The following is a 25,372-nucleotide window of genomic DNA, read 5'->3' as shown; positions in this document are numbered from 1 at the left end:
GCCGGCTGGCGCGCATCGCCGCGGCGTTCGTCGCCGCGCGGCCCGCGCGACGGTTGGCCTGCCTGCTTTTCCTGCTGCTGGCGCGGCGGCCGGCCCTGCTGCTCGCGCGCATCGGCCGCACCATCCGGGTGCCGGGCCGACGGCGCTTTGGCCCGCGTCGGCGCGGGACTTTTAGGTACATTCGACATGGGGGCGCATTATAATCCCGCCCATGAATTCCCAAACCGACCTCCCTCCCGCCCAGACCGGCGCCGCGACGCCGCCGGCCGCCGACGATTCGGCCGCCAGCCACGCGCAGTTCGTCGACTGGATGCGCTCCGTCGCGCCCTATATCCACAAGTTCCGCAACAGCACGTTCGTCGTGGGGTTCGGCGGCGAGGTGGTGCAGCAGGGGCTGCTGAACGCGCTCGTGTCCGACATCGCGCTGCTGCAGGCGATGGGCATCCAGATCGTGCTCGTGCACGGCTCGCGCCCGCAGGTCGAGGAGCAGCTGAGCCTGCACGGTGTCGAATCCGAGTTTTCGCACGGCCTGCGCATCACCGATGCGCGCGCGCTCGAATCCGCGAAGGAAGCGGCCGGCGAAGTGCGTCTCGACATCGAGGCCGCGATCAGCCAGGGTCTGCCGAACTCGCCGATGGCGCATGCGCACATCAGCGTCGTGTCGGGCAACTTCGTGACCGCGCGGCCGGTGGGGATTCTCGACGGGGTCGATTTCGCGCATACGGGCATCGTGCGCAAGATCGACGCCGAATCGATCCGCCATTCGCTCGCGAGCCGCAAGCTCGTGCTGCTGTCGCCGCTCGGTTTCTCGCCGACCGGCGAGGCGTTCAACCTATCGATGGAAGACGTCGCGTCGGCTGCCGCGATCGCGCTGCGCGCCGACAAGATCGTGTTCCTGACCGACGGCCCCGGCATCGTCGACGACGAAGGCGGGCTGATCCGCGAAATGTCGCTCGACGCGGCGGCGGAGCTGCTCGATTCCGGCAACATCCAGGGCGACGACGCGTTCTTCCTGAAGCACTCGATCCGCGCATGCCGCGGCGGCGTGACGCGTGCGCACCTGATTCCGCAATCGCTCGACGGCAGCATGCTGCTCGAACTGTTCCTGCACGACGGCGTCGGCACGATGATCTCGTACGAGAACCTCGAAAGCCTGCGCGAAGCGACACCGGACGACGTCGGCGGCATCCTGTCGCTGATCGAGCCGCTCGAGACGGACGGCACGCTGGTGCGGCGCGGCCGTCACCAGATCGAACGCGACATCGACCACTTCTCGGTGATCGAGCACGATGGCGTGCTGTTCGGCTGCGCGGCGCTGTATCCGTATCAGCAGGAGAAGATCGGCGAGATGGCGTGCCTGACGGTCGCACCGGAAGCGCAGGGCTCGGGCGACGGCGAACGCCTGCTCAAGCGCATTGAGCAGCGCGCGCGCGCGCGCGGCCTCACGCACATCTTCGTGCTCACGACGCGCACCGAGCACTGGTTTCTCAAGCGCGGCTTCGTCAAGGTCAGCGTCGACGACCTGCCGGAAGACCGCCGCAAACTCTATAACTGGCAGCGCAAGTCGCTCGTGCTGATGAAACAGCTCTGAGCGGCGCAAGACGCCCGCCCTCCCCCAGTCCGATTACAGGAGAAGTACACGATGGCCCGTATGATTCAATGCGCGAAGCTCGGCAAGGAAGCCGAAGGTCTCGATTTCCCGCCGCTGCCGGGCGAACTCGGCAAGCGCATCTATGAAAGCGTCTCGAAGGAAGCCTGGCAGGGCTGGCTCAAGCAGCAGACGATGCTGATCAACGAAAACCGCCTGAACATGGCCGACCCGCGGGCACGCCAGTACCTGATGAAGCAGACCGAGAAGTACTTCTTCGGCGACGGCGCGGACCAGGCGTCCGGCTACGTGCCGCCGACGGAAGGCTGATGACGTGACACGCGGAATCGGCAGCCTGCCGGCCGCCTGATCCGAAAAAAAGACGGCACTGTGTATCGCACGGTGCCGTTTTCCTTTTGGGGTTACGCGATCGACGCGACTCAACCGGCCGGTTTCAGCGCGCCGCCATCTCCCGGCTGCTGCGGCCCGCCGCTCGCGCTTTCGGCGCTTCCGCCTTCGGTACCCCATTCGGCCGCATCGCTGCGCTCGGCGGTCGACAGCTCGTCCGCGCGATACCCGGTGCGGTTCAGCAGCGCCAGCATGCAGGCGAGCGACACGAGCGCGTAAAGACCCGACGCGACCGCGACGCCGACGATGCTGCCCGTCGCGTTGAGAATCGCCTGCGCGAGCACGGGCGTGCCGCCGCCGACGACGAGCGCGCTCAGTTGATACGCGAGCGACAGGCCCGTGTAGCGGATGTTCGCCGGAAACACGCGCGCGAGCACGCCGCCGACCGCGCCGTAGAACATCGCGGACGGAATCGTCGAGATGCACATGCCCGCGACCGCCACCCAGTACGAGCGTGTCGCGAGCGCATGGAACATCACGGGCATCAGCACGATTTCCGGAATCAGGATCCAGCACATCGCACGACGCATGTCGATCTTCGACACGAACCACGCGCCGACCGGCTGCATCAGGAACTGCACGACGAGCGAAATCGACAGGATGCCGAGGAACGTGCCCTGCGCGTAGCCGAGCTCCTTCGTCGCCCACGACAGCGCGAACGTGCTGCGGAAATACGTGACGTTGATCACCGGCAGCGTGCCGGCCGCGAGCAGCACGACCACCCAGTGATCGCGCACGACGTCGCGCAGCGGCAGCTTCACCGTGCGCTTGCGCGCGAGCACGCGCTGCATGTCGGCCGATTCCTCGAGCTTCAGCCGGATCACCATGCCGATGATCACGAGCACCGCCGACAGCAGGAACGGAATGCGCCAGCCCCACATCAGGAAGGACGGCGTCGGCAGCGCGCTCAGCGCGAAGAACGCGGCCGTCGCGAGCAGGTTGCCGGTGGGCGAACCCTGCTGCGCGAACGCCGCGTACAGGATGCTGCGGTGCTTCGGCGCGTTCTCGCTCGCGATCAGCACCGCGCCGCCCCACTCGCCGCCGACCGCGATGCCCTGCAGCACGCGCAGCACGACGAGGCCGGCCGGTGCCCATACGCCGACCTGCGCATAGCCGGGCAGCAGGCCGATGCCGGTCGTCGCGAGGCCCATCATCACCAGCGTGATCACGAGCGCGGTCTTGCGGCCGACGCGATCGCCGAGATGCCCGAACACGATCCCGCCGAGCGGCCGCGCGGCGAAGCCGGCCCAGAACGTGACGAACGCGAGGAGCGTCGCGACGCCGGGGTCCATCGTGCTCGAAAAGAACACCTTGCCGAACACGAGCGCCGCGGCCGTGCCGTAGATGTAGAAGTCGTACCACTCGATCGTGGTGCCGACGAACGCCGCGAAGGCGGCGCGGCCGGGCCGCGGCTGAACGGCGGGCTGGGATTGCGGACGGCTCATCGATGTCTCCAGGTTTGTGTTCGGGGGCGCGACTGCCGCGCGCCTTTCCCGGGTGGCCGGCATTGCGCCGCCGGCCGGCGGCGTTGTGTCGGTCGGCGGCGCCTAGTCGGGCGCCTGGCCGGGTGCCGTTTTCAGCACGCCGGCCTCGAGCAGTTGCTGCTGCAGCGCGCGATCGACGCCGAGCCGATCGAGCACCGCGCGCGTGTCGCGGCCGAGCGCGGGCGGCGGCGTTCGATAGGTGGCCGGCGTGCGCGACAGCTTCATCGGCGACGCGGTGCCGCGATACGCGCCGATCTCGACGAACAGGTTCCGGTGCAGCGCATGCGGATCGTGCGCGACGTCGGCCACCGTTCGCACCGGCCCGCACGGCACGCCGGCCGCCATCAGGTCGCGCGCGAGCGGCTCGCACGCGTGCGCGGCGAGCCGCGCTTCCAGTTCGGCCTTCAGCTCGGGCCGGTGCGCGCAGCGGCTGCGGTTGTCGACGAAGCGCGGATCGCCCGCGAGTGCCGGCGCGCCGAGATGCGCGACGAGCCGCGCGAACTGCCGGTCGTTGCCGACCGCGAGAAAGATCGGCACGGTCGCCGTGCGATAGCTGTCGTACGGCGCGATGTTCGGATGCGCGTTGCCGCTGCGCGCCGGCACGCGCCCCGAGCCGAAGAAGTTCGGCAGGTGCGGATGCAGCAGCGACACGCCGCAGTCGTACAGCGCGATGTCGATCGACTGCCCGCGCCCGCTCTTCTCGCGCTCCGCGAGCGCCAGCAGGATGCCCGCGAGCGCGTTGAGCCCCGTGACCATGTCGACGATCGGCAAGCCTATGCGCGTCGCGTCGCCGTCGCGCTCGCCGTTGACGCTCATCAGCCCCGCCATCGCCTGGATCACCGCGTCGTAGCCGGGCAGCCCGCCGAGCGGACCGTCCGCGCCGAAGCCTGTCACCGCGCAATGGATCAAGCGCGGAAAGCGCGGCTGCAGGTCGCGCGCATAGTCCATCCCCCAGCGCGCGAGCGTGCCGGGCTTGAAGTTCTCGACGAGCACGTCGGCGTCTTCGAGCAGGCGCCACAGGATCGCGCGTCCTTCGTCGCGCGACAGGTCGAGCGCGAGCCCTTCCTTGTTGCGGTTGACGCCCATGAAATACCACGCGGTATCGCCGAGGAATGGCGGCCCCCAGCCGCGCGTCTCGTCGCCGGCCGGCGGCTCGATCTTGACCACCGTCGCGCCGTGGTCGGCCAGCGCCTGCGTGCAGTACGGGCCGCCGAGCACGCGGCTCAGGTCGACGACCTTCAGGCCGTCCAGTGCGCCTCGCGTCGCGTTCATCGTTCGACCTCCGGCAGCAGGTCGAGCGCCGTGTCGAGCGCGATCGGCGTGCCGCGCAGCAGCGCGTCGAATGCGGCCGATTCGTCGTCGCGCGACGCCGGCGCGAACGGATCGACCGGCAGCAACTTGTGGCGCACGACCAGGTGCGCGAGCGCGAGGCGCCGGAAATCCGGCGCGAGCCGCACGCCCTCGCAGGCCATCAGCACGGCCGCGCTCGTGTAGTACAGCGCGGATGCGGCCTGCCGCACGCGCGAATCGTCGCCTTCGGCCGCGACCCGCGCGAGCGCATCGCATGCGCGCGCGAGAACGCGCCGCAGCGCCTCGCGGCTCGCGTCCGGCAGCGGCGCCGCGCCGAGCCGGTCGCCGAGGAGCGCGCGCAGCGCGTCGAGCGCGTGCTCGCGCTGCGCGGCCCGCGCGACGTCGAGCGCGACGATGTTGCTCGTGCCCTCCCAGATCGAGCCGAGGTGCGCATCGCGCACGATCCGCGCGTCGCTCCATTCCTCGATGTAGCCGGTGCCGCCGCGCACTTCCATCGCATCGCCCGCCACGCGGCGCGCATCGCGGCACGCACGGAACTTGATCAGCGGCGTCAGGATCCGCACGCAGCGCGCGGCCTGCTCGTCGCCCGCATCGGCCTGCGGCAGCAGCAGCGCGATCTGCATGAACATTGCGCGCGCGGCCTCGGCCGGCAGCAGCATCTTCATCAACTGGCGCTGCATCAGCGGCATCTCGATCAGCTTGCGACCGAACGCTTCGCGATGCGCGGCAACGTGCAGCGCCTCGTTCAGCGCGCGCCGCATCAGCCCGGCCGCGCGCACGCCGTTCGACAATCGCGACATGTTGATCATGTCGGCCATCTGGTGGAAACCGCGGCCGATCTCGCCGATCAGGTAGGCCTGCGCGCCTTCGAGCGCGATCTCGCCGCTCGCCATCGACCGGCTGCCGAGCTTGTCCTTCAAGCGCACGATCCGGTAACGGTTGCGCGTGCCGTCCGGCAGCGTCTTCGGCAGCAGGAACAGCGCGAGACCCTTGATGCCGTCCGGTGCGCCGTCGGGCCGCGCGAGCACCATCGCGAGATCGGCATCCGCGTTCGAGCAGAACCACTTGTCGCCCGTCAGGCGCCAGACGGTCTCGCCGTGCGCGTCGGTCTCGCGCGACGCGCGCGTCGCGATGCGGCCGACGTCGGAGCCGGCCGCCTGCTCGGTCATGAACATCGCGCCCTGGTACAGCGTGTCGAAGTCGCGCGACGCGAGCATCGGCAGGTAACGCGCGACGAGCGCCGGATCGCCGAAGCGGCGCAGCGTGCGCGTCAGCGAATCGGTCATGCTGACCGGGCAGCACAGCCCGAATTCCGCCTGCACGAACAGGAACGTCAGCGCGTACTTGACGAGCGGCGGCACGGATTCGGACCGGTGGCTCAGCGACGCGAGCCCGAGCTCCGAATACGCGACGCGTTCGAGCGCGACATACGCGGGATCCTTGTCGATCCGCTGCACGGCCTCGCCGCGCCGGTTGCGGTGCTCGAGCACGGGCGGGTGCTTGTCCGCGCGCGACGCCCATTCGTCGAGTTCGCCCGACACGCGCGCGCCGAGCGCACGGAGCTGCGGTTCGAGTTCGGCATAAAGCGCGTCGCCGAGATGCAGCTTCAGCAACGCGCCGAGATCGGGATCGGCGGCGAAGAAATCGATGCCCCGGCTGTCGGGGATGTTGGATGCGCCGGTATCCGGCGTGCGGGCGGTGTCGTTCATGCGTGCGTCTCCTGGGTTGCCGGCTCATCGGCCGTGGCTGGCGCCGCGGCGCCCGGCCGATCCTGTGCAAAGGCTTCCGCAGAGCGTAGGCGCGCGATCGATAAGCGTCCAATACAGGATTTATCCGGTACGATAGATATCGCTTATCGATGCCGACGCCGGGAGGAGACACCATGGAACTGAGGCAGTTGCGCTACTTCGTGGCAGTCGCCGAGGAACTGCATTTCGGGCGCGCGGCGAAGCGCCTGTTCATCTCGCAGCCGGCACTGAGTTTCGACATCCGCAAGTTCGAGGAAGCGCTCGGCGTGCAGCTTTTCTCGCGCACCAACAAGACCGTCGCGCTGACCAACGCGGGCGAGGTGCTGCTCGGCGAAGCGCGCCGGCTGCTGCTGCAGGCGGCCGAGGCCGAGCGCCTGACGGTGCGCTCCGCGTCGGGCCTCGCGGGCCGGCTGCGGATCGGCTTCGTCCATTCGATGCTGTATCGCGGGCTGCCCGATGCGGTGCGGCGCTTCGAAGCCGACTACCCGGGCGTCGAGGTCGTGCTGAGCGAGATGAACACGCACGCGCAAGTGCAGGCGATCCAGCGCGGCCAGATCGATCTCGGTTATGCGCACTGGGGTCACTTCCCGCCCGAGGTCGAATCGGCGCCCGTCTATGCGGAGCCGTTCGTATGCTGCCTGCCGGCCGCGCATCCGCTTGCGCGCCGCAGGCAGGTCGCGCTCGCCGCGCTCGCGGCGGAACCGTTCATCCTGTTCCCGCGCGACGCCGCGCCGCATTATCACGACCTGATCATCGCGCAGTGCGTGAACGCCGGATTCAGCCCGCTGATCCGCCACGAGGCGCGGCTGTGGCAGACGATCCTGTCGATGATCGAGTTCGGGATGGGCATCGCGCTGGTGCCGCGCGTGCTGCAGCAGGTGAAAAGCGACCGGCTCGCATTCCGGCCGCTGAAGGACGCGTCGCTCGAATCGCACACGCTCGCGCTGAAGCGCAGCGGCACCGCCGAACCGGTGGCGCTGCGCTTCGCCGACTACGTGCTCGCATCGATCGACGCGCTACCCGCGCTCGCGGGTTGAGCGGGACGCCGCCGCTACTTCGCTTCGGGCCGCAGCACTGGCCGCGCGCGCCGCTACCACACCGCGTACACGACCGGCAACGCAACCAGGAACGGAATGCCGAAGATCAGTGTCATGTGGAATTCGGCCGTGCAGTAGGTCGTCACCATCACCGCGAGCATCGGGCCCCCGCCGAGCAGCGTCAGCAGCGGAAAACCGCGCATCCGGAACGCGGGCGCCGGCAGGCCGAGCGGTGTCGATGCGGCCGGAGTGCCCGAGTGGCACGACCGGTTCGTCGAGGCGATCCAGCAGTGGCCGGAAGTCATCGCGGCGCAGATCGTGACGGGCGGATCGAACTACGTGCTGACGGTTCGCGCGCGCGACCTCGATCACTACTCGGACTTCGTGATCAACCGGCTGCACCGCGCGGCGGGCGTGATGCTCGATCAATTCGAGCATCGTGCTCGCGACGCTCAAGCGCGACGGTTCGATCCTCGATCTCGTCGAGCCGTCGACGGCCGGCTGACCGATCGTTGCGCGGGCCTGAAAAAAATTTGCAGAAAGGGCTTTACGAACCCCAAAAGCTCTGACATAATTTCAGCTTCTTTGGGCGGTTAGCTCAGCGGTAGAGCACTGCCTTCACACGGCAGGGGTCACTGGTTCGATCCCAGTACCGCCCACCAAAGAATTCAAGGGCCTGCGTCTCACGACGCAGGCCCTTTTCGTTTTGGTGTCGTGCTTGTACGGCATCACCTTTTGCCGGATTCGTCGCGCTTGTCGAATCGCGTGTATCCGGCCAGCGGTGCCGACGCGGCACCGCATCCATATGGCGCCGGCTTACCGCGCGCGCGCCACCCGCTCCGCTGTCGCGTCGAACGCGCGCGTCGCCTTGTCGACGATCTCGTCGACCTCCGCGTCGCGGATCACGAGCGGCGGCGACAGCAGCATCCGGTCGCCCGTCGCGCGCATGATCAGGTTGCCGTTGAAGCAGAAGTCGCGGCAGATCGTGCCGATATCGACGTCCGCGCCGAATCGCTCACGCCGGCCGCGGTCGCGCGCAAGCTGAACGCCCGCGACCAGCCCCGTTCCCGCAATCTCCCCGACGATCGGATGGTCGCCCAGCGCGTCGCGCAGCCGGCGCTGGAAATACGGCCCGATGTCGCTCTTCACGCGCTCGACGATCCCTTCATCGCGCAGCAGCTTCAGGTTCGCGACCGCGACGGCCGCGGCGACCGGGTGGCCCGAGTACGTGAAGCCGTGATTGAATTCGCCGTTGTCGATGATCGGGCGTGCAACCCGCTCGTGGATCCCGACCGCGCCCATCGGCACATAACCCGACGTGAGGCCCTTCGCCATCGTGATCAGGTCCGGCTCGAAGCCGAAGTGCTGGTGTGCGAACCATTCGCCGGTGCGGCCGAAGCCGCCGATCACTTCGTCGGCGACCAGCAGGATGTCGTACTTGCGGCAGATCCGCTGGATTTCCGGCCAGTACGTCGACGGCGGGAAGATCACGCCGCCCGCGCCCTGGAACGGCTCGCCGATGAACGCCGCGACGTTCTCCGCGCCGAGTTCGAGAATCTTCGCTTCGAGCTGCTGCGCACGCGCGAGGCCGAACGCTTCGGGCGTTTCGCCCGGCTGCGCTTCGCCGAAGAAATATGGCTGATCGATATGCACGATGTGCTCGACCTTCGACGGCATCTGCTCGTGCATGTAGCCCATCCCGCCGAGTGTGCCGCCCGCGATCGTCGAGCCGTGGTAGCCGTTCTTGCGCGAGATCACGTATTTCTTCTGCGGCTTGCCCTGCACGCGCCAGTATTGGTGCACGAGGCGCAGCACGGTGTCGTTGCCTTCCGAGCCGCTGTTGCAATAGAAGAAGTGGTTGAAGCCGGCGGGCGTTACTTCCGCGAGCATTGCCGACAGTTCGATCACCGGCGGGTGCGTCGTCTTGAAGAACGTGTTGTAGAACGGCAGTTCCTGCAGCTGGCGATACGCGGCATCGGCGAGTTCCTTGCGGCCGTAGCCGACGTTCACGCACCAGAGGCCGGCCATCCCGTCGATGATCTTGTTGCCGTCCGAGTCCCACAGGTAGACGCCGTCGGCCTTCACGATCACGCGGCTGCCCGCGCGGTTCAGCGCGCCCATGTCCGAGAACGGGTGGATATGGTGCGCGGCGTCGAGCGCGCGGTATTCGGCGGTCGTGTGCGCGGCCGGTCGCGGTGAAACGGCTTCGTTTCGGTCGGTCATGTTCCCTCCGTAAAGCAGTGCCGCACGCTCATACGTGCAGCAGCAGATGCCGGCGCTCCCACGAGCTGATCACGCGGAAGAACGCTTCGTATTCGGTTTCCTTCAACGCCAGATAGGCCTTCACGAACTTGTCGCCGAGGATGCCGGCGAGCGGCTCGCACGCGGCCATCAACGAGATGCCCTCCTCGAGATTGCGCGGCAGCTGGTACGGCAGGTCGTAGCCGTCCGATGCGATCGGCTCGGTCGGCGCGAGCTGCTGCGTCATGCCGAGATAACCGGCGGCGAGCGTCGCCGCGAACGCAAGGTACGGGTTGCAGTCGACGCCCGGAATCCGGTTCTCGATGCGTCGCGCCACCGGGCTCGACTGCGGGATGCGGAAGCCGACCGTGCGGTTGTCGTAACCCCACTGCACGTTGATCGGCGCGGCCATGAAGCGCGACAGGCGGCGATACGAGTTGATGTACGGCGCGAAGATCGGCATCAGCGCCGGCGTGTATTTCTGCAGACCCGCGAGATAGCTGTGGAACAGCGGCGACACGGCGCCGTCTTCGTCGGCAAACAGGTTGCGCCCCGTGCGCGCGTCCGCAAGGCTCTGGTGGATGTGCATCGCGGAACCGGGCTCGCCCTCCATCGGCTTGGCCATGAACGTCGCGTACATGTTGTGCCGCAGCGCGGCCTCGCGCACCGTGCGCTTGAACAGGAACACCTGGTCGGCCAGCGGCAGCGCGTCACCATGCACGAAGTTGATCTCCATCTGCGCGGCGCCGACTTCGTGGATCAGCGTCTCGATATCGAGGCCCTGCATCTCGCAGTACTCGTAGATGTCCTCGAACAGCGGATCGAACTCGTTGACGGCCTCGATCGAATACGACTGACGGCCGGTCTCCGCACGCCCCGTGCGGCCGACGGGCGGACGCAGCGGCAGGTCGGGATCGGCGTTCATGTCGACCAGATAGAACTCGAGTTCCGGTGCGACCACGGGCTTCCAGCCCTTCGCGTTGTACAGCTCGAGCACGCGGCGCAGCACGTAGCGCGGCGAGATCTCGACGGGCGAGCCGTCGAAATGCACGCAGTCGTGGATCACCTGCGCGGTCGGATCGACAGCCCACGGAATCAGGCAGATCGTCGACGGATCGGGCACGCACACCATGTCGGGGTCGGTCACGCCGGTCAGCGAGCCGTCCTCCGGATAGTCGCCGGTGACGGTCTGCACCATCACGGCCTGCGGCAGCCGCATCGATTCGCCGGATTCGAATTTGTTGCGCGGGATGATCTTGCCGCGCGCGATGCCAGCCATGTCGGGAATGATCGCCTCGACCTCGGTGATGCGGTGTTGTCGCAGGAATTCGCTCAGTTCGGGTTGCATGATCGGCCTCTTTCAGTCGACGTCGGATGCGGCCGGCGACGGCGTCGCGCTGCCGGCCGCATGAATGCGATGCGTCATGCGCGCGCGGCACGCCGCGCCGAATGCCGCGAAGATGTCGCGCGACAGCGGCTGTTCCGCGAAACGCCATTCGGGATGCCACTGCACGCCGAGCGCGAACGCGCGCGCGCCGCGCACGCTGACGGCCTCGACCAGTCCGTCGGGCGCGCTCGCTTCGACGACGAGCCCCGCACCGAGACGCGCGATCCCCTGGTCGTGCAGCGAATTGACCGTCGCCTCGTGCGCGCCGCGCGCGACCCGCTGCAGCAGGCCGCCCGGCGTGAGCTGCACGACGTGCGCGGGACCATACTGTCGTTCGAGCGGATCGGCCGCCCGCTCGCGATGGTCGTCGAAGCCGGTCGTCGCGTGCAGCCGCTGATGCAGTGTGCCGCCGTACGCGACGTTCAGCTCCTGCATGCCGCGGCAGATCGCGAGCACCGGCACGCCCACGTCGATCGCCGCGCGGATCAGCGGCAGCGCGGTCGCATCGCGCGCGGGATCGTGCATCGTGTCGGGCGCGCTCGCAGTGCCGCCGTAATGATGCGGCTCGACGTTCGAATAGCTACCGGTAAACAGCAGCCCGTCGACCACCGCGACAATCGCATCGGCCGGCTGGCGCGCGCCGAGCGCGGGCAGCACGAACGCAAGCGCGCCTGCGCCGTCGACGAGCGCGGCAAGGTATTTCTCGCCCGCCGTGTGATTCGGGTGCGCACCGCGCAGGATGCGGTCGGCGGTGACGGCTACGATCGGGCGAGCACGCATGGGCGCTTCTCCGGTGATCGCGCGCAACTCGTTCGCGCGCGGGACGACAAGGGTCCGCGGTTGCGCCGCACGCACGCACCACGACGCGACGCATGGACATGCGTGATCCCGCCGCGCGGACGATGCGGCAACAGGCGATGCAGCCCGGGACGAAAGCGGCAAAGGACGCTAGGGCAACAACGATGCGCTGCCGTCGCACTGCACCGCGCTGAACACGTGCGCGGTCACGAGGTTGTAGCGGCGCAGGCCGCGATGGGAAACAGCGAAGAAACGAGGCTCGCGTAAAGGGGCGGCACGCGTGCCGCGATCAGCATGCCGGATCGGCCCGGCCTGAGGCGGCGCGCCCGCCGACGGACTTCGGGTCCGGCGTATCGAAGGGCTGGCGGCTTTCACGATCGTACTCGACTGACTTGACGGATGCAGGACACGTGGCGCGATGAAGCGCATGCGGCAATGCCGCGCGGCGACACGTCGGAAAGGTGCCTCGTAACGGATTCCGGCGCGGTGCGGCCATGATCGATGGCTCCGCCGCCGTTGCGCGCGCGAGACGACTTCCTGACATTCAGCTTATATCACCTAAAAATTGCGTCAAATTTTCAGGTCCCGATGACGATATCGATCAGACAAAAAAACGGCATCGATCGCCGGGATCGATGCCGTGTTGTGCATTGCGTCGGCGCACATACTGCGCGCCGGCGGGCTGCCGCGCGCTGCTCCGCCGCGCCGCCGCAAGCGGGCGGCCCGTGCTCAGCGATACGCGAGCGCGGTTTCGACGAGCGTCTGCAGCAGCGGCACAATCCGCGCTGCACGCGCTTCGTCGTACGCGTAGGGGCGCGTCTCTTCCATGTAGGTGATCTGCGACAGCTCGAGCTGCACGGCTTCGACACCGGTGTCGGGCACGCCGTAGTGACGCGTGATGTAGCCGCCCTTGAAGCGCCCGTTCGCGACGGCCGTATAACCGCCATGTGCGAGCACGCGCTCGGCCAGTGCCTCCGCGAGGCCCGGCACTGCGCTCGCGCCGCCCGACGTGCCGAAGTTGAAGTCCGGCAGGCGGCCTTCGAAGAAGCGCGGCACGTGCGAGCGGATCGAATGCGCCTCCCACACGAGCACGCGGCCGTGCTCGCGCTTCAGGCGCGCGACCTCGCCCTGCAGCGCGTCGTGATACGGACACCAGTAGCGGTCGCGGCGACGCATGATCTCGTCGTTGCCGGGCAGCGCGTTCGCCGGATACAGCGGCGCCTTGTCGAACGTATCGACCGGCACGAGCCCCGTCGTGTCCTGCCCCGGATACAGGTTCTCGTTGTCCGGCGGACGGTTCAGGTCGACGACGTAGCGTGCATGCGACGGCACGAGGATCGATGCGCCGAGGCCCGCCGCGAACCCGTACAGCCGCTCGAGATGCCAGTCGCAATCGTCGACGAAGCGCGCATCGGGCGTCATCGTCGCGGCGATGTCGTCGGGGATGTGCGTGCCTGCGTGCGGAATCGAGATCAGCAGCGGCAGCGTGCCCTGCTTCAGCGTAATTACAGCCGGTTGTTCAGTCATGTCGCATCACCGTTAGAGTCTGCCGGCGCACGCGGGCGGCGTGCGCCGGTTGCCGCGCGTCAGCGCAGCAGTTGCGCCAGCGCGGCGCGGTAGTCTGCATACGCGACGGCTTCGTCGCGATGGCGGCGGCCGCTCACGACGCGCTCGCCGCCCGTGTAGACGTCGAGCACGGGCGTCTCGCCGTGCTCGGCAAACACGATGCCCGACAGCCAGGACGCGCTGCCGTGTTCGGCGATCGCCGGATGATCGGGATCGAGCACGAGCCAGTCGGCGCGGCAGCCTTCGCGCAGCGCACCGACGCGCCGCCCGCTGGCCTGCGCGCCGCCTGCGAGCGATGCATCGAACAGGCGATCGGCGACATGCGCCTGCGTGTCGCTCGCCAGCACGTTGCGCGCGCGGTGCACGAGCCGCTGCCCATATTCGAGCAGGCGCAGTTCCGCACGCCAGTCGACCGATGCGTGGCTGTCCGAGCCGACGCCGATCACGCCGCCCTGCGCGAGATAGTCGACGGCCGGGAACACACCGTCGCCGAGGTTGGCTTCGGTCGTCAGGCACAGGCCGGCGACCGCACGACGCTTCGCGAGCGCTGCGGTTTCGGCCGCGTCGATGTGCGTCGCATGCACGAGGCACCAGCGCGCATCGACGTCGAAGCGATCGAGCAGCCATTGCACGGGGCGCGCCCCGTATGTACGAACGCAGTCGTCGACTTCGGCCGTCTGCTCGGCGATATGGATATGCACCGGTGCGTCGTCGGGCAGCCCGTCGAGCAGCGCGCGCAGCCCGTTCTCGGACACCGCGCGCAGCGAGTGCGGCGCGACGCCGTAGCGCAGCCCGCCGTGCTCGGGCGCGGCGCGACGCATGGCGTCGAGCAGTTCAAGCAGGCCTTCGGGCGTGTTGATGAAGCGGCGCTGGTCGTCGCGCGGCGGCTTGTTGCCGAAGCCCGCGAACTGGTACGACACGGGCAGCATCGTGATGCCGATGCCGGCCGAGCGCGCGGCGTCGACCACGCGCGTGCCGAGTTCCGCGATCTGCGGATAGCGCGAACCGTCCTGCGCGTGATGCACGTAGTGGAATTCGCACACCGACGTGTAGCCGCACTTGAGCATCTCGACGTACAGCCAGCGCGCGACCGCCGCGAGCGCGTCGGGCGTGATCTTCAGTGCGAAACGGTACATCAGGTCGCGCCAGCTCCAGAAGCTGTCGGCGGGATTCGCGCGGTATTCGGTGAGCCCTGCCATCGCGCGCTGGAACGCGTGCGAATGCAGGTTCGGCATGCCGGGCAGCACCGGCCCGGCCGCGCGCGCGACGCCTGCCGGTGCATCGGTGTAGGGCATCACTTCAGTCAGCGTGCCGGCTGCGTCCCAGCGCAGCAGCACGTTGCGGCGCCAGCCATCGGGCAGGTAGGCATGGTCCGCGAACAACATGGTGTCGGTCATTGCGAGTCCTCATTGACCGGAATCGACGCTCCAGCGTTCGATCCGATCCCATTCCACGGTTGTCAGGTGCCGGCGCATCGGCGCTGGCGCGTGCCCCGTTGCAGTCGACCAGACCGAAATACGCTTCAGCGCTTGGTCCGGTCCCATGCAAATCTATCCGTTCATCCGGCGAAACACGGTCGCGCCGCCGCGCACGACCCGCTCGCACAGCGGCCGGCCGATCCAATAGGCAAGCTCCGACAGCGACCCGACCGACCATGCGGCGAAGTCGGCCTGACGCCCTACCTCGAGCGCACCGTGCCGATCCGCGCGGCCGAGCGCCGCGGCCGCATGGCGCGTAACACCCTGCAGCACCTCAGGCACCGTCATGCGGAACAGCGTGCAGCCCATGTTCAACGTCAGCAGCAGCGACTCGAGCGGCGACGTGCCGGGGTTGTGATCGGTCGCGAGCGCGATCGGCACGCCGTGCTTGCGCAGCAGCTCGATCGGCGGCATTTGCGTTTCGCGGATGAAGTAGTACGCACCGGGCAGCAGCACGGCGACCGTACCGGCCGCCTTCATCGCCTCGATGCCGGCCTCGTCGAGAAATTCGAGGTGGTCGGCGGACAGCGCGCGGTAGCGCGCGGCGAGTGCCGCGCCGCCCGCGTTCGACAGTTGCTCCGCATGCAGCTTCACCGGCAGCCCGCGCCGCGTCGCGGCCTCGAACACGCGCTCGGTCTGCGCGAGCGAAAAGCCGATGCGTTCGCAGAACACGTCCACCGCGTCGACGAGCCCCTCGTCGGCCAGCGCCGGCAGCATCCGTTCGCACACTTCGTCGATGTACGCATCCGCACGGCCCGCGTATTCGGGCGGCAGCGCATGCGCGCCGAGGAAGGTCGTGTAGACGGTGACCGGGAAGCGCTCGCCGAGCTGGCGCGCGACGCGCAGCATCTTGCGTTCGGTCGCGAGGTCGAGCCCGTAGCCCGACTTGATCTCGATCGCGGTCACGCCTTCGGCGAGCAGCGGCTGCAGGCGCGCGGCGGCCTGCACGAACAGCGTCGTCTCGTCGGCCGCGCGCGTCGCGCGCACCGTCGACACGATCCCGCCGCCCTGCCGCGCGATTTCCTCGTAGCTGACGCCCGCGAGGCGCTGCGCGAATTCGTCGGCGCGCGTGCCGCCATATACGAGGTGCGTATGGCAGTCGACGAGGCCCGGCGTCACCCACGCGCCGTGCAGATTCTCGCGCTGCCAGTGCGCATGACCGTGCGGCAGCGCGGACAACGCGCCGAGCCAGACAATCGTGCCGGTTTCGTCGACGGCGATCGCCGCGTCGTCGATCGTCTCGTCGGGATGGCCGTGCGGACACAGCCTCAGGTGATGCCAGACAGTCGGTTTCATGCGTTCAGCCTCGTTCGCCGACGGCGAGCGAGACGGCAAGCAGCGCGCCGCCCCCGCTCACGACGACGTCAAACGCACGCCGCGGCCCGTCGAGCCGCAGCGTGTCCATTTCTTCCAGTGCGTGGCGCGTGCCGTCGATTTCGACGCCGACCGCACCGGCCGCGCAAAACAGCAGCACCGTATCGGCACGCTCGATGCGGTGCGCGCCTGCGCGCCATACGTCGAGCGCGCCGCGCGCGGCCGAACGGCGCGTCATCAGGTTGAAGTCGCGCGTCGCGCCGTCGTGCAGCGTCGCATCGATCGCCGTCTCGCCCGCGAAATCCGCGCGCGCCAGCGGCGTATCGAGCACGTGGCGTGCACCGCCCGCTTCGACAAGCGTCATGCCCGCGCCGGACAGCAGCACCAGCGTGCGGTCGATCCCGTCGAAACGCGAGAACGGCCCGGCCGCACCGACGTCCGCGACGCTCACGCGCCACGCGAACGTGTCGAGCGCGGCGCCGGGCGGGAATGCGCCGATCTCGCGCGTCACGCCGCCGCCGTTCTTCCACGGCGACGCGACGAGATCCGCTGCACGAATCAGCGCGGCGGCCAGCGTCGCGTCTGCCGGCGCCTGGTCGAGCGCCGTCATGCTCAGCGGCCGAGCATCGGCAGCTTCAGGCCGGCTTCGCGGGCCGTCTGCTGCGCGAGTTCGTAGCCGGCGTCCGCATGGCGCATCACGCCCGTCGCCGGATCGTTCAGCAGCACGCGACCGAGACGCTCGCGCGCTTCAGCCGTACCGTCGGCGACGATCACGACGCCCGAGTGCTGCGAGAAGCCCATGCCGACACCGCCGCCATGGTGCAGCGACACCCACGATGCGCCGCCTGCCGTGTTCAGCAGTGCGTTCAGCAGCGGCCAGTCGCTGACCGCGTCCGAACCGTCCTTCATCGATTCCGTCTCGCGGTTCGGGCTTGCGACCGAACCCGTGTCGAGGTGGTCGCGGCCGATCACGATCGGCGCCTTCAGTTCGCCGTTCTTCACCATCTCGTTGAACGCCTGGCCGAGGCGATAGCGATCCTTCACGCCAACCCAGCAGATCCGTGCCGGCAGGCCCTGGAACGCGATGCGCTCTCGAGCCATGTCAAGCCAGTTGTGCAGGTGCGGATCGTCGGGGATCAGCTCCTTCACCTTCTGGTCGGTCTTGTAGATGTCCTCCGGATCGCCCGACAGCGCGACCCAGCGGAACGGGCCCTTGCCTTCGCAGAACAGCGGGCGGATGTACGCCGGCACGAAGCCCGGGAAGTCGAACGCGTTCTCGACGCCCATTTCCAGCGCCATCTGGCGGATGTTGTTGCCGTAGTCGAGCGTCGCCGCGCCGCGGTCCTGCAGCGCCAGCATCGCGCGCACCTGAACGGCCATCGACTGCTTCGCGACCTTCACGATGCTCTGCGGATCGACCTTCTGCGCCTCGCGCCATTGCGCGACGGTCCAGCCCTGCGGCAGGTAGCCGTTGATCGGATCGTGCGCGCTCGTCTGGTCGGTCACGCAGTCCGGCGTGATGCCGCGCTCGACGAGTTCCGCGAACACGTCGGCCGCGTTGCCGAGCAGGCCGATCGACACGGGCTTGCCCGTGCGCTTCGCTTCGTCGATCATGCCGAGCGCCTCGTCGAGCGTCGTCGCCTTCTTGTCGACATAGCGGGTCTTCAGGCGGAAGTCGATGCGCGTCTCGTCGCATTCGACCGCGATCATCGAGAAGCCGGCCATCGTCGCGGCGAGCGGCTGCGCGCCGCCCATCCCGCCCAGGCCGCCCGTCAGGATCCAGCGGCCCGACGGATCGCCGTTGAAGTGCTGGTTCGCGACCGAGAAGAACGTTTCATAGGTGCCCTGCACGATGCCCTGGCTGCCGATGTAGATCCAGCTGCCGGCCGTCATCTGGCCGTACATCATCAGGCCCTTGCGGTCGAGCTCGTGGAAGTGATCCCACGTCGCCCAGTGCGGCACGAGGTTCGAGTTCGCGAGCAGCACGCGCGGCGCATCCTTGTGCGTGCGGAACACGCCGACCGGCTTGCCCGATTGAATCAGCAGCGTCTCGTTCTCCTCGAGATCCTTCAGCGACGCGAGGATCTGGTCGTAGCATTCCCAGTTGCGCGCCGCACGGCCGATGCCGCCGTACACGACGAGCGCGTGCGGGTGCTCGGCGACTTCCGGATCCAGGTTGTTCTGGATCATCCGGTACGCCGCTTCGGCCAGCCAGGTCTTGCAGGTCTTCTCGCTGCCGCGCGGCGCGCGGATCGTGCGCGTCGGATCGAGACGGGGATCGATGTGTTTCGGATGGTTCATGACGACTGCTCCCGAAGGAAAATAAATATCAAATAGGAATCAGAAATGCCCGGTGAAGCGATAACGGCTGCCGGGATGCCACAGATTCGCCACCGAGGCGACGACGCCCTGCGACCAGGTGCGCCGATGTAAAACCAGACACGGCTCGACGTCGTCCATCCGCAGCTGCTCGCGCCGCTCCGGCGCCGGGGCCGCCGCTTCGATCCGGTACTCGACGCGCTGCAGCGGAGCCGCGCGCATCAGGTACAGGTTCGGCGTCGTGTTCGTGAAATCCTGCTCGGCGTAATCCGGCGCGACCGCCGGATTCACCCATCGTTCTTCGAGCTGCACCGGCTCGTCGTTCTCGAAGTGCAGCACCTGCGAATGAAACAGCTTCGTGCGCACGGCCACCTGCATCTCGTCGGCGAGCGCGTCGTCGGCGCGGATCGTCTCGAGGCCGAGCACGCTCGCGCGATACGCATGCCCGCGCGCGCCGACCTCCTCCGAGATGCTGCGGATCGCCACCAGCGTCGACTCGTACTTCGGCCGCGCGACGTAGGTGCCCGCGCCCTTCATGCGCGTGAGCACCTGCTCGGCCGTCAACTCGCGCAGCGCGCGGTTGACGGTCATGCGCGCAACCTTGAACTCGCGTGCCAGCTCGTTCTCGGACGGCACCTGGTCGCCCTCCTCCCACTCGCCGGCGTGGATGCGGCCCAGGATGAAATCCTTGATCTCCTGGTAGACCGGCGCGCTCATCGGCTTACTGTTCCGATGCGAACGAGAACGGGCTGATCTTCGCGAACGCGCGCTCGCCGACCAGCTTCGCGATCGCCGCGATGTCCGGCGCGAAGTAGTGGTCCAGCTCGTAGTGCGCGACGTGCGCGCGGATCGTTTCCATCGCCGGTGCCAGCTTCGGGCTCGTGTGATACGGCGCGCGCAGGTCGACGCCCTGGGCGGCGGCCAGCAGTTCGATCGCGAGGATGTGCTTCGTGTTGTCCGCGATGTCGGCGAGCTTGCGTGCGGCGAACGTCGCCATCGACACGTGGTCTTCCTGGTTCGCGGAAGTCGGCAGCGAGTCAACCGACGCCGGGTGTGCGAGCGTCTTGTTTTCCGACGCCAGCGCGGCGGCCGTCACGTGCGCGATCATGAAGCCCGAGTTCACGCCGCCGTCCCTCACGAGGAACGGGGGCAGGCCCGACAGCGTCGCGTCGATCAGCAGCGCGATGCGGCGTTCGGCCAGCGCACCGATTTCCGCTGCGGCGAGCGCGAGGTTGTCGGCCGCGAACGCGACGGGCTCGGCGTGGAAATTGCCGCCCGACAGCACTTCGCCGGTGTCCGGGAAGATCAGCGGGTTGTCCGACACGGCGTTTGCTTCGATCAGCAGCACGTCGGCCGCATGGCGCATCTGGTCCAGGCACGCGCCCATCACCTGCGGCTGGCAGCGCAGGCTGTACGGATCCTGCACCTTGTCGCAGTCGCGGTGCGACTGGTTGATCGGCGAGCCTTCGAGCAGGTCGCGGTAGGACGCGGCTGCGTCGATCTGGCCTTGATGGCCGCGCAGTTCGTGGATGCGCGCGTCGAACGGCTTCACCGAGCCGGCTGCCGCGTCGACCGACAGCGCGCCCGCGACGAGCGCGGTGCGATACAGGTCTTCGATCGAGAACATGTTGTCGAGCGCCAGCGCCGTCGAGGCCTGCGTGCCGTTCAGCAGCGCGAGGCCTTCTTTCGCCTGCAGCGTCAGCGGCGCGAGGCCCGCGACGCGCAGACCGTCGAGCGCGCTGGCACGCTCGCCGCGGATGAACACTTCGCCGACGCCGAGCAGCACGGCCGACATGTGCGCGAGCGGCGCGAGGTCGCCCGATGCACCGACCGAGCCCTTCACCGGGATCAGCGGCAGCACGTCCGCGTTGAACAGCTTGATCAGCGCGTCCATCACTTCGCGGCGGATGCCCGAGTGGCCGCGGCCGAGGCTCGACAGCTTCAGCGCCATCAGCAGGCGCACCGACGAACGCGCCATCGGCTCGCCGACGCCGACCGCGTGCGACAGCACGAGGTTCTTCTGCAGCAGTTCGAGCTGGTCGTGCGGGATGTGCGTGCTGGCCAGACGGCCGAAGCCCGTGTTGATGCCGTAGGCCGGCTCGCCCTTCGCGGCGATGTCGGCGACGGCCTTCGCGCCGGCGTCGATCTTCGCGAAGCTGGCCGGGTCGAGCGCCAGTTGCACGGATTCGCGTGCGATCCGGCGCAGTTGCGGAAGGGTCAGGTGGCCGGGGGTCAACGTAATCATGTGAGCAATCCTGTCTAGACAAGTTCGGAATGGATTGAAGTGTATCCAGCCAAACTTGTCTAGACAACCCGTTTTTCATCGATTTCGGCTTGGGAGTTTCCCTGATGTCCGGCGCGGCCCACCGGACCGGCCGGCGGAATCCAGCTATTAACAGATGTTGCAATTATTTTTTATTTGGCAACATACGAATCACCATTCGCCAAGGAGACCCGTCATGAACATCCCGCCGCGGTTCGCCGCCCAGTTCAGCCGCAGCCTGCTCGTCGCCGCGTGCACGCTCGCGTGCGGCGCGTCGCTCGCCGCCGAACCGCTGTCGGGCACGCTCGATAAGATCCGGCAGAGCAACCTGATCTCGATCGGCCATCGCGAAACGTCGGTGCCGTTCTCCTATGTCGACGCGGGCGGCAAGGTAATCGGCTTCTCGCAGGACCTGTGCGACCGCGTGATCGCCGCGGTGAAGGCGCGCACCGGCAAGCCCGACCTGCAGGTGCGCTTCATCCCGGTCACGTCGCAGAACCGCATCCCGCTCGTGCAGAACGGCACCGTCGACCTCGAATGCGGCGTGACCACGAACCTGGCCGCGCGCCACGCGCAGGTCGCGTTCTCGACCACCTTCTTCGTCGCGACGACGCGCCTGCTCACGCGCACGAACTCGGGCATCCGCGACTTCCCCGACCTCGCCGGCAAGACGGTCGTGACGAACCAGGGCACGACGTCCGAACGCCTGCTGCGCAAGATGAACGAGGAAAAGAAGATGACCATGCAGATCATCAGCGCGAAGGACTACGGCGAAGGACGCCTCACGCTCGAATCGGGCCGCGCGGCCGCGTACATGATGGACGACGTGCTGCTCGCGGGCGTGCGCCAGCTCGCCGCGAAGCCGGCCGACTGGCAGATCGTCGGCACGCCGCAATCGTCGGAGGCCTACGGGTTCATGCTGCGCAAGGACGATCCGCAGTTCAAGGCGCTCGTCGACGGCGTGCTCGTGCAACTGATGAAACGCGGCGAGATCGACGCGCTATACGACAAGTGGTTCATCAAGCCGGTGCCGCCAAAGGGGCTGTCGTTCGACTTCCCGATGAGCGACGTGATCAGGGCGCGCTACGCGGCGCCGAACGACACGCCGCTCGAATGAACGCCGCTCGTTGACGCCGGTTCACGCGCGCGTCCACGCGACGCATGCCGCGTAGCCGGGCGCCGCGTCGACCCACGCCGCGTCGAACGCCGCGACGCCGGCGGCGGGCGCGGCCGGCTCGACGATCGTCGTCGCCGGTGTCGCCGCATCGCGCGGCGGCATGACCGCGAACGCGCGCAGCCCGCCGGAAATGCCGGTGCCGAGCGCCTTGAGCAGCGCCTCCTTCGCGGACCAGACTCGCATGAATTCGCGTGCGCGCGCGTCGGGCGGCAGGCCGTCGAGATACGCGGCCTCGGCCGGCGCGCAGACTTCGCTCGTCAGCGCACGCCAGTCGGTCGTGCGGCTGCAGAATTCGATGTCGACGCCGACACGGCCCGCGGGCACCCACGCGAGCAGCGCATGATCGCCCGCGTGCGACACGTTGAAATCGAGCGTCGTGCCATGCGCGGGGTCCGGCGACGGCCGCCCCGCTTCGTCGACGACGATCGTGACCGCGTGCGGCGCGACACCGAGGGCCGCGCCGAGCACGTCGCGCAGCGCGGCGCGCGTCGCGGCGCTGCGCACCGCATCCTCGTGCCGCATGAAGCGTGCGGCCCGTGCACGCTCGTCATCGCTGAGCGCCGCATACGCGGGCGACGCCAGCGGCACGCGCCAGTCGAAATCGATGCGCGCGATCCGCACGCCGGCGCGGGACGCGGCGTCCGGCACGTCGAGCGCATGCATGCGCCACGCACGGGGTGTGTCGACCGGGGAAGCGGAATCGGACGGAATGGACATCGGCACGCGGCAACCTGTGCTGTGGGATGAAACGTCAGATGTTAATCGATCGCGCCGGCGCACGAACCGGCGTGTGCGCGGATTGCCGCGCCCGCATCGAACGACGGGTGCTTCATGAACGACATTCGAAGGCCGCGCGCGGAAACGTGCCGCGTAGGCACCTCATTGCGCGGCCGCCCCGCTTCACCCGTTCGCGGCAACGCCCGGCACGCCGCTACCCGTCACCCGCGCACGCGACGCCGGATGCAGCGCGTGCACGCTGCCCGGCGCATCGGCCGGCAGCACGCCGTGTTGCAGCCAGTGCAGCGCGACGGGCCACAGCGTGTCGGTGAAGCGGCTGTGGAAAAACGCGAAATGGCCGATCGCGTCGACGCCGATGTCGGCCGGCGCAATCCGCAGGTGCGTGACATCGCTGCCCGTGTAGTAACCGACCAGCCGCTCGATCGCGCCGATCGTGCCGAACGCGTCGTCGTCGACGCCGATCGCGAGCATCGGTGCCGACAGCCCCGCGAAGCGCGCGGGCAGCGCCGCACGGCTCACGGCACCTTCCTCGAACAGGCCGCCGACGTAGCCGTCCTCGAAACGCGGCCGCGAACGCGCCCACGACAGCGCGATGCCGCGCGGCGTGTCCTCCATCCAGCCGAGCCGCTTCGCGGGCACGTAGCCGAACACGGCCGCGAGCGCCGGCATCGCGACATGCCACTTCCACCACATGCGCCGCCGTTCGGCCGGCAGGTAATCGCGCCAGTACGCATACTGCGCGCCGACGGTCACCGCATGCCGCACGTGCACGTTCGACGCCGCGAGCCCGAGCACGCAGCCGCCGATGCTGTGCGCGACGACGTCGATCGGCTGGCCCGGAAACGCGTCGCGTGCGTATTGCAGCGCGGCCTCGCAATCGAGCTGCCCCCAGTCGAGCCAGTTCGCGCGCAGCTTCGCGAGCCGCGCCGGGCGCGACCCGCCGATGCCGCGATAGTCGTAGACGAGCACGTCGCGCCCCTGCGCGAACAACCAGGCCGCGAAACGGAAGTAATAGTCGCAGCGCACCGACGTCGCACAATTGACGACCGTCACGGGCCGCGCCGCACCGCCGCCGCGATGGCGCCACACATGGCCGCGCAATTCAAAGCCGTCGGCCGCACGCAGCGTCACGGGCTCGGGTGGCAACGCGCCCGCCGCGCGACTGCCCGGCGCCGCTCCGTCTCCTTCGTTCGAAATCGTCATCCTGTCTCCCGTCGATCGCAGTTAGCGCTACAGCGCTTACTCGGGCCACATGCTTTGCGGTCGGCCAGAGTCAGCGCTTCAGCGCCCGCTCCGGCCCCGTACTTCACGCTCCGAGCCACCGCCCGCGCCCATCGGTCAGCGTCCATTGAACTTGACGCGTGCCGCGTTCTCAACCAATCTTCCTGCTCCGTTCGCATGAGTCACGCGCATGTCAACGCCTCTCGTCCGTCTCCCGTCGCTCGACCTGGTCTGCGGTTTCGTCGCCGTCGGCCGCCGCATGAGCATCACGCTCGCCGCGCAGGACCTGTGCGTCACGCAGTCGGCGGTCAGCCGCCAGGTGCATGCGCTCGAAGCGCATCTCGGCGTCGCGTTGCTGCAGCGCGGCTACCGGAAGATCGCGTTCACGCCGGAAGGCGAACGGCTGTTCCGCGTCGCGGATGCGGCGCTGCACAGCCTGCAGGACACCGTCGCGTCGCTCGCCGCCGCACGCGAACGCCAGCCCGTCACGATCACCGCGAGCATCGGCGTCACCGCGCTGTGGCTGCTGCCGCGGCTCGGGCGGCTGCAGGCGCGCCTGCCGGAGATCGACTTGCGCGTCGCCGCGAACGACAAGGTACTCGATTTGCGTACCGAAGGCATCGACCTCGGCATCCGCTATTGCCCGCGTGACCGTGCGCCGGCCGGCGCGCTGCGCCTGTTCGACGAGATCGTCATGCCGGTCGCGCATCCCGCGCTCGCCGCGCGGCCGGTCACGAGCGCGGCCGCGATCGCCGACCACGTGCTGCTCGAATTCGACGGACCGCCGCAACCGCAATTGCAGTGGCGCACGCACCTGCACGCGGCCGGGCTCGGCGACGCGCGCCCCAAAGGCGTGCTGCGCTTCAACCAGTACGACCAGGTGATCCAGGCCGCGATCGCGGGCCAGGGCGTTGCGCTCGGCCGGCTCGCGCTGGTCTCGCCGATGCTCGCGGACGGGCGGCTCGCGGTGCTCGGGCCGCACACGCAGGCGCCGTCGGATGCGTACGGCTACTGGCTGTTCCAGCACGATCCGGCACCGCGCCGCGAAGTCGCCGACGTGCGCGACTGGATGCTCGCCGAAGCGGCCGAATGCGATACCGCGATGCGCGCGCACGACATGGCGTCGACGTAAGCCGGCGCAGGCTTTCCGAATGACCGTGACCACGGCCGGCCGCCGCCACCCCGCACTCCGTCACATTCCCCGCACGCATGCCAACCTGACCGAATGATCGCTTGAGCGACGCCGGGCCCGATCGTCTAATCGAATCGAGCGCGGCCGTTTCGCCGCGCGCCT

Annotated in this window: 21 protein-coding genes, 1 tRNA gene and 2 pseudogenes; 7 read left to right on the top strand and 17 right to left on the bottom strand. The window is 68.5% G+C overall.

Annotated elements, in window-relative coordinates:
• A partial coding sequence (locus ACNQQL_RS27260; protein WP_416392723.1) for a hypothetical protein occupies positions 1 to 188 on the bottom strand: 188 nt, incomplete at its 3' end.
• Positions 189 to 211: 23 nt separating this feature from the next.
• On the opposite strand from ACNQQL_RS27260, the gene argA reads away from it, so the two are divergent.
• Both argA and ACNQQL_RS27250 read left to right on the top strand, forming a co-directional pair.
• Positions 212 to 1,591, top strand: coding sequence for an amino-acid N-acetyltransferase (gene argA / locus ACNQQL_RS27255; protein ID WP_072436978.1), 1,380 nt, complete (start codon positions 212 to 214; stop codon positions 1,589 to 1,591).
• 51 nt (positions 1,592 to 1,642) lie between these two features.
• Positions 1,643 to 1,918 (top strand): oxidative damage protection protein, encoded by a 276-nt coding sequence (locus ACNQQL_RS27250; RefSeq protein ID WP_006478357.1) that lies wholly within the window; start codon positions 1,643 to 1,645, stop codon positions 1,916 to 1,918.
• A 110-nt stretch (positions 1,919 to 2,028) separates the two neighbouring features.
• On the opposite strand, the gene ACNQQL_RS27245 is transcribed toward ACNQQL_RS27250, so the two are convergent.
• From ACNQQL_RS27245 to ACNQQL_RS27235, 3 genes are all read right to left on the bottom strand, one after another.
• Positions 2,029 to 3,441, bottom strand: coding sequence for an MFS transporter (locus ACNQQL_RS27245; protein ID WP_347067021.1), 1,413 nt, complete (start codon positions 3,439 to 3,441; stop codon positions 2,029 to 2,031).
• A 102-nt stretch (positions 3,442 to 3,543) separates the two neighbouring features.
• A complete protein-coding gene (locus tag ACNQQL_RS27240) occupies positions 3,544 to 4,752 on the bottom strand; it encodes a CoA transferase (protein ID WP_347067019.1) in 1,209 nt (402 codons plus the stop codon).
• Positions 4,749 to 6,500: an acyl-CoA dehydrogenase family protein gene (locus ACNQQL_RS27235; RefSeq protein WP_347067017.1), complete on the bottom strand. Its 1,752-nt coding sequence runs from the start codon at positions 6,498 to 6,500 to the stop codon at positions 4,749 to 4,751. The genes ACNQQL_RS27240 and ACNQQL_RS27235 overlap by 4 nt, the downstream gene beginning before the upstream one ends.
• A 173-nt stretch (positions 6,501 to 6,673) precedes the next feature.
• Between ACNQQL_RS27235 and ACNQQL_RS27230 the strand changes: the two genes are divergently transcribed.
• Entirely contained in the window at positions 6,674 to 7,576 is a 903-nt protein-coding gene (locus tag ACNQQL_RS27230; RefSeq protein ID WP_347067015.1) for a LysR family transcriptional regulator, read from the top strand.
• 53 nt (positions 7,577 to 7,629) lie between these two features.
• On the opposite strand, the pseudogene ACNQQL_RS27225 reads toward ACNQQL_RS27230, so the two are convergent.
• Positions 7,630 to 7,806 (bottom strand): annotated as a pseudogene (locus ACNQQL_RS27225) (amino acid permease); the annotation flags it as partial.
• A gap of 19 nt (positions 7,807 to 7,825) precedes the next feature.
• Between ACNQQL_RS27225 and ACNQQL_RS27220 the strand changes: the two are divergent.
• Both ACNQQL_RS27220 and ACNQQL_RS27215 read left to right on the top strand, forming a co-directional pair.
• Positions 7,826 to 8,081 (top strand): annotated as a pseudogene (locus tag ACNQQL_RS27220) (Lrp/AsnC ligand binding domain-containing protein); the annotation flags it as partial.
• A gap of 82 nt (positions 8,082 to 8,163) precedes the next feature.
• Positions 8,164 to 8,238 (top strand) — tRNA-Val (locus tag ACNQQL_RS27215).
• Positions 8,239 to 8,392: 154 nt separating this feature from the next.
• Here the strand turns inward: ACNQQL_RS27215 and ACNQQL_RS27210 are convergent.
• The 10 genes from ACNQQL_RS27210 to hutH form a co-directional block, all read right to left on the bottom strand.
• A complete protein-coding gene (locus tag ACNQQL_RS27210) occupies positions 8,393 to 9,799 on the bottom strand; it encodes an aspartate aminotransferase family protein (RefSeq protein ID WP_347067013.1) in 1,407 nt (468 codons plus the stop codon).
• A gap of 28 nt (positions 9,800 to 9,827) precedes the next feature.
• A complete protein-coding gene (locus ACNQQL_RS27205) occupies positions 9,828 to 11,165 on the bottom strand; it encodes a glutamine synthetase family protein (protein WP_347067011.1) in 1,338 nt (445 codons plus the stop codon).
• 12 nt (positions 11,166 to 11,177) lie between these two features.
• On the bottom strand, positions 11,178 to 11,984 hold the full coding sequence (locus tag ACNQQL_RS27200; protein WP_347067010.1) for a gamma-glutamyl-gamma-aminobutyrate hydrolase family protein: 807 nt from the start codon (positions 11,982 to 11,984) through the stop codon (positions 11,178 to 11,180).
• A 747-nt stretch (positions 11,985 to 12,731) separates the two neighbouring features.
• Positions 12,732 to 13,529 (bottom strand): N-formylglutamate deformylase, encoded by a 798-nt coding sequence (gene hutG, locus ACNQQL_RS27195; protein WP_347067008.1) that lies wholly within the window; start codon positions 13,527 to 13,529, stop codon positions 12,732 to 12,734.
• A gap of 59 nt (positions 13,530 to 13,588) precedes the next feature.
• The gene (locus ACNQQL_RS27190) at positions 13,589 to 14,965 is read right to left on the bottom strand and encodes a formimidoylglutamate deiminase (RefSeq protein ID WP_347067006.1); all 1,377 of its coding nucleotides are present in this window, start codon (positions 14,963 to 14,965) and stop codon (positions 13,589 to 13,591) included.
• A gap of 153 nt (positions 14,966 to 15,118) precedes the next feature.
• Positions 15,119 to 16,342, bottom strand: a complete 1,224-nt coding sequence (hutI, locus tag ACNQQL_RS27185) for an imidazolonepropionase (protein WP_347067004.1) — start codon at positions 16,340 to 16,342, stop codon at positions 15,119 to 15,121.
• Between the two features lie 4 nt (positions 16,343 to 16,346).
• A complete protein-coding gene (locus tag ACNQQL_RS27180; RefSeq protein ID WP_347067002.1) occupies positions 16,347 to 16,970 on the bottom strand; it encodes a HutD family protein in 624 nt (207 codons plus the stop codon).
• 2 nt (positions 16,971 to 16,972) lie between these two features.
• Complete coding sequence (gene hutU, locus ACNQQL_RS27175) at positions 16,973 to 18,661, bottom strand: urocanate hydratase (RefSeq protein ID WP_347067000.1); 1,689 nt, start codon at positions 18,659 to 18,661, stop codon at positions 16,973 to 16,975.
• 39 nt (positions 18,662 to 18,700) lie between these two features.
• Positions 18,701 to 19,396 carry a histidine utilization repressor gene (gene hutC / locus ACNQQL_RS27170; protein ID WP_072436960.1) on the bottom strand — a complete coding sequence of 232 codons (696 nt, stop codon included), beginning with the start codon at positions 19,394 to 19,396 and terminating at the stop codon, positions 18,701 to 18,703.
• Positions 19,397 to 19,400: 4 nt separating this feature from the next.
• The gene (gene hutH, locus ACNQQL_RS27165; RefSeq protein ID WP_072436959.1) at positions 19,401 to 20,924 is read right to left on the bottom strand and encodes a histidine ammonia-lyase; all 1,524 of its coding nucleotides are present in this window, start codon (positions 20,922 to 20,924) and stop codon (positions 19,401 to 19,403) included.
• 214 nt (positions 20,925 to 21,138) lie between these two features.
• On the opposite strand from hutH, the gene ACNQQL_RS27160 reads away from it, so the two are divergent.
• The gene (locus ACNQQL_RS27160) at positions 21,139 to 22,059 is read left to right on the top strand and encodes a glutamate/aspartate ABC transporter substrate-binding protein (protein ID WP_347066997.1); all 921 of its coding nucleotides are present in this window, start codon (positions 21,139 to 21,141) and stop codon (positions 22,057 to 22,059) included.
• 21 nt (positions 22,060 to 22,080) lie between these two features.
• On the opposite strand, the gene ACNQQL_RS27155 is transcribed toward ACNQQL_RS27160, so the two are convergent.
• The gene (locus ACNQQL_RS27155) at positions 22,081 to 22,836 is read right to left on the bottom strand and encodes a 4'-phosphopantetheinyl transferase family protein (RefSeq protein ID WP_347066995.1); all 756 of its coding nucleotides are present in this window, start codon (positions 22,834 to 22,836) and stop codon (positions 22,081 to 22,083) included.
• A gap of 183 nt (positions 22,837 to 23,019) precedes the next feature.
• Positions 23,020 to 24,060, bottom strand: coding sequence for an alpha/beta fold hydrolase (locus ACNQQL_RS27150; protein ID WP_347066993.1), 1,041 nt, complete (start codon positions 24,058 to 24,060; stop codon positions 23,020 to 23,022).
• Positions 24,061 to 24,268: 208 nt separating this feature from the next.
• On the opposite strand from ACNQQL_RS27150, the gene ACNQQL_RS27145 reads away from it, so the two are divergent.
• Positions 24,269 to 25,210: a LysR substrate-binding domain-containing protein gene (locus ACNQQL_RS27145; protein WP_347066991.1), complete on the top strand. Its 942-nt coding sequence runs from the start codon at positions 24,269 to 24,271 to the stop codon at positions 25,208 to 25,210.
• The last annotated feature ends 162 nt before the right edge of the window (positions 25,211 to 25,372 follow it).

The sequence above is a fragment of the Burkholderia sp. LFS061 genome (assembly GCF_047978125.1).
In the GTDB taxonomy this organism is placed as follows: Bacteria; Pseudomonadota; Gammaproteobacteria; order Burkholderiales; family Burkholderiaceae; genus Burkholderia; species Burkholderia pyrrocinia_C.
The sequence above is the reverse complement of the archived record's forward strand: the minus strand, read 5'-3'. Positions and strand labels throughout refer to the sequence as shown.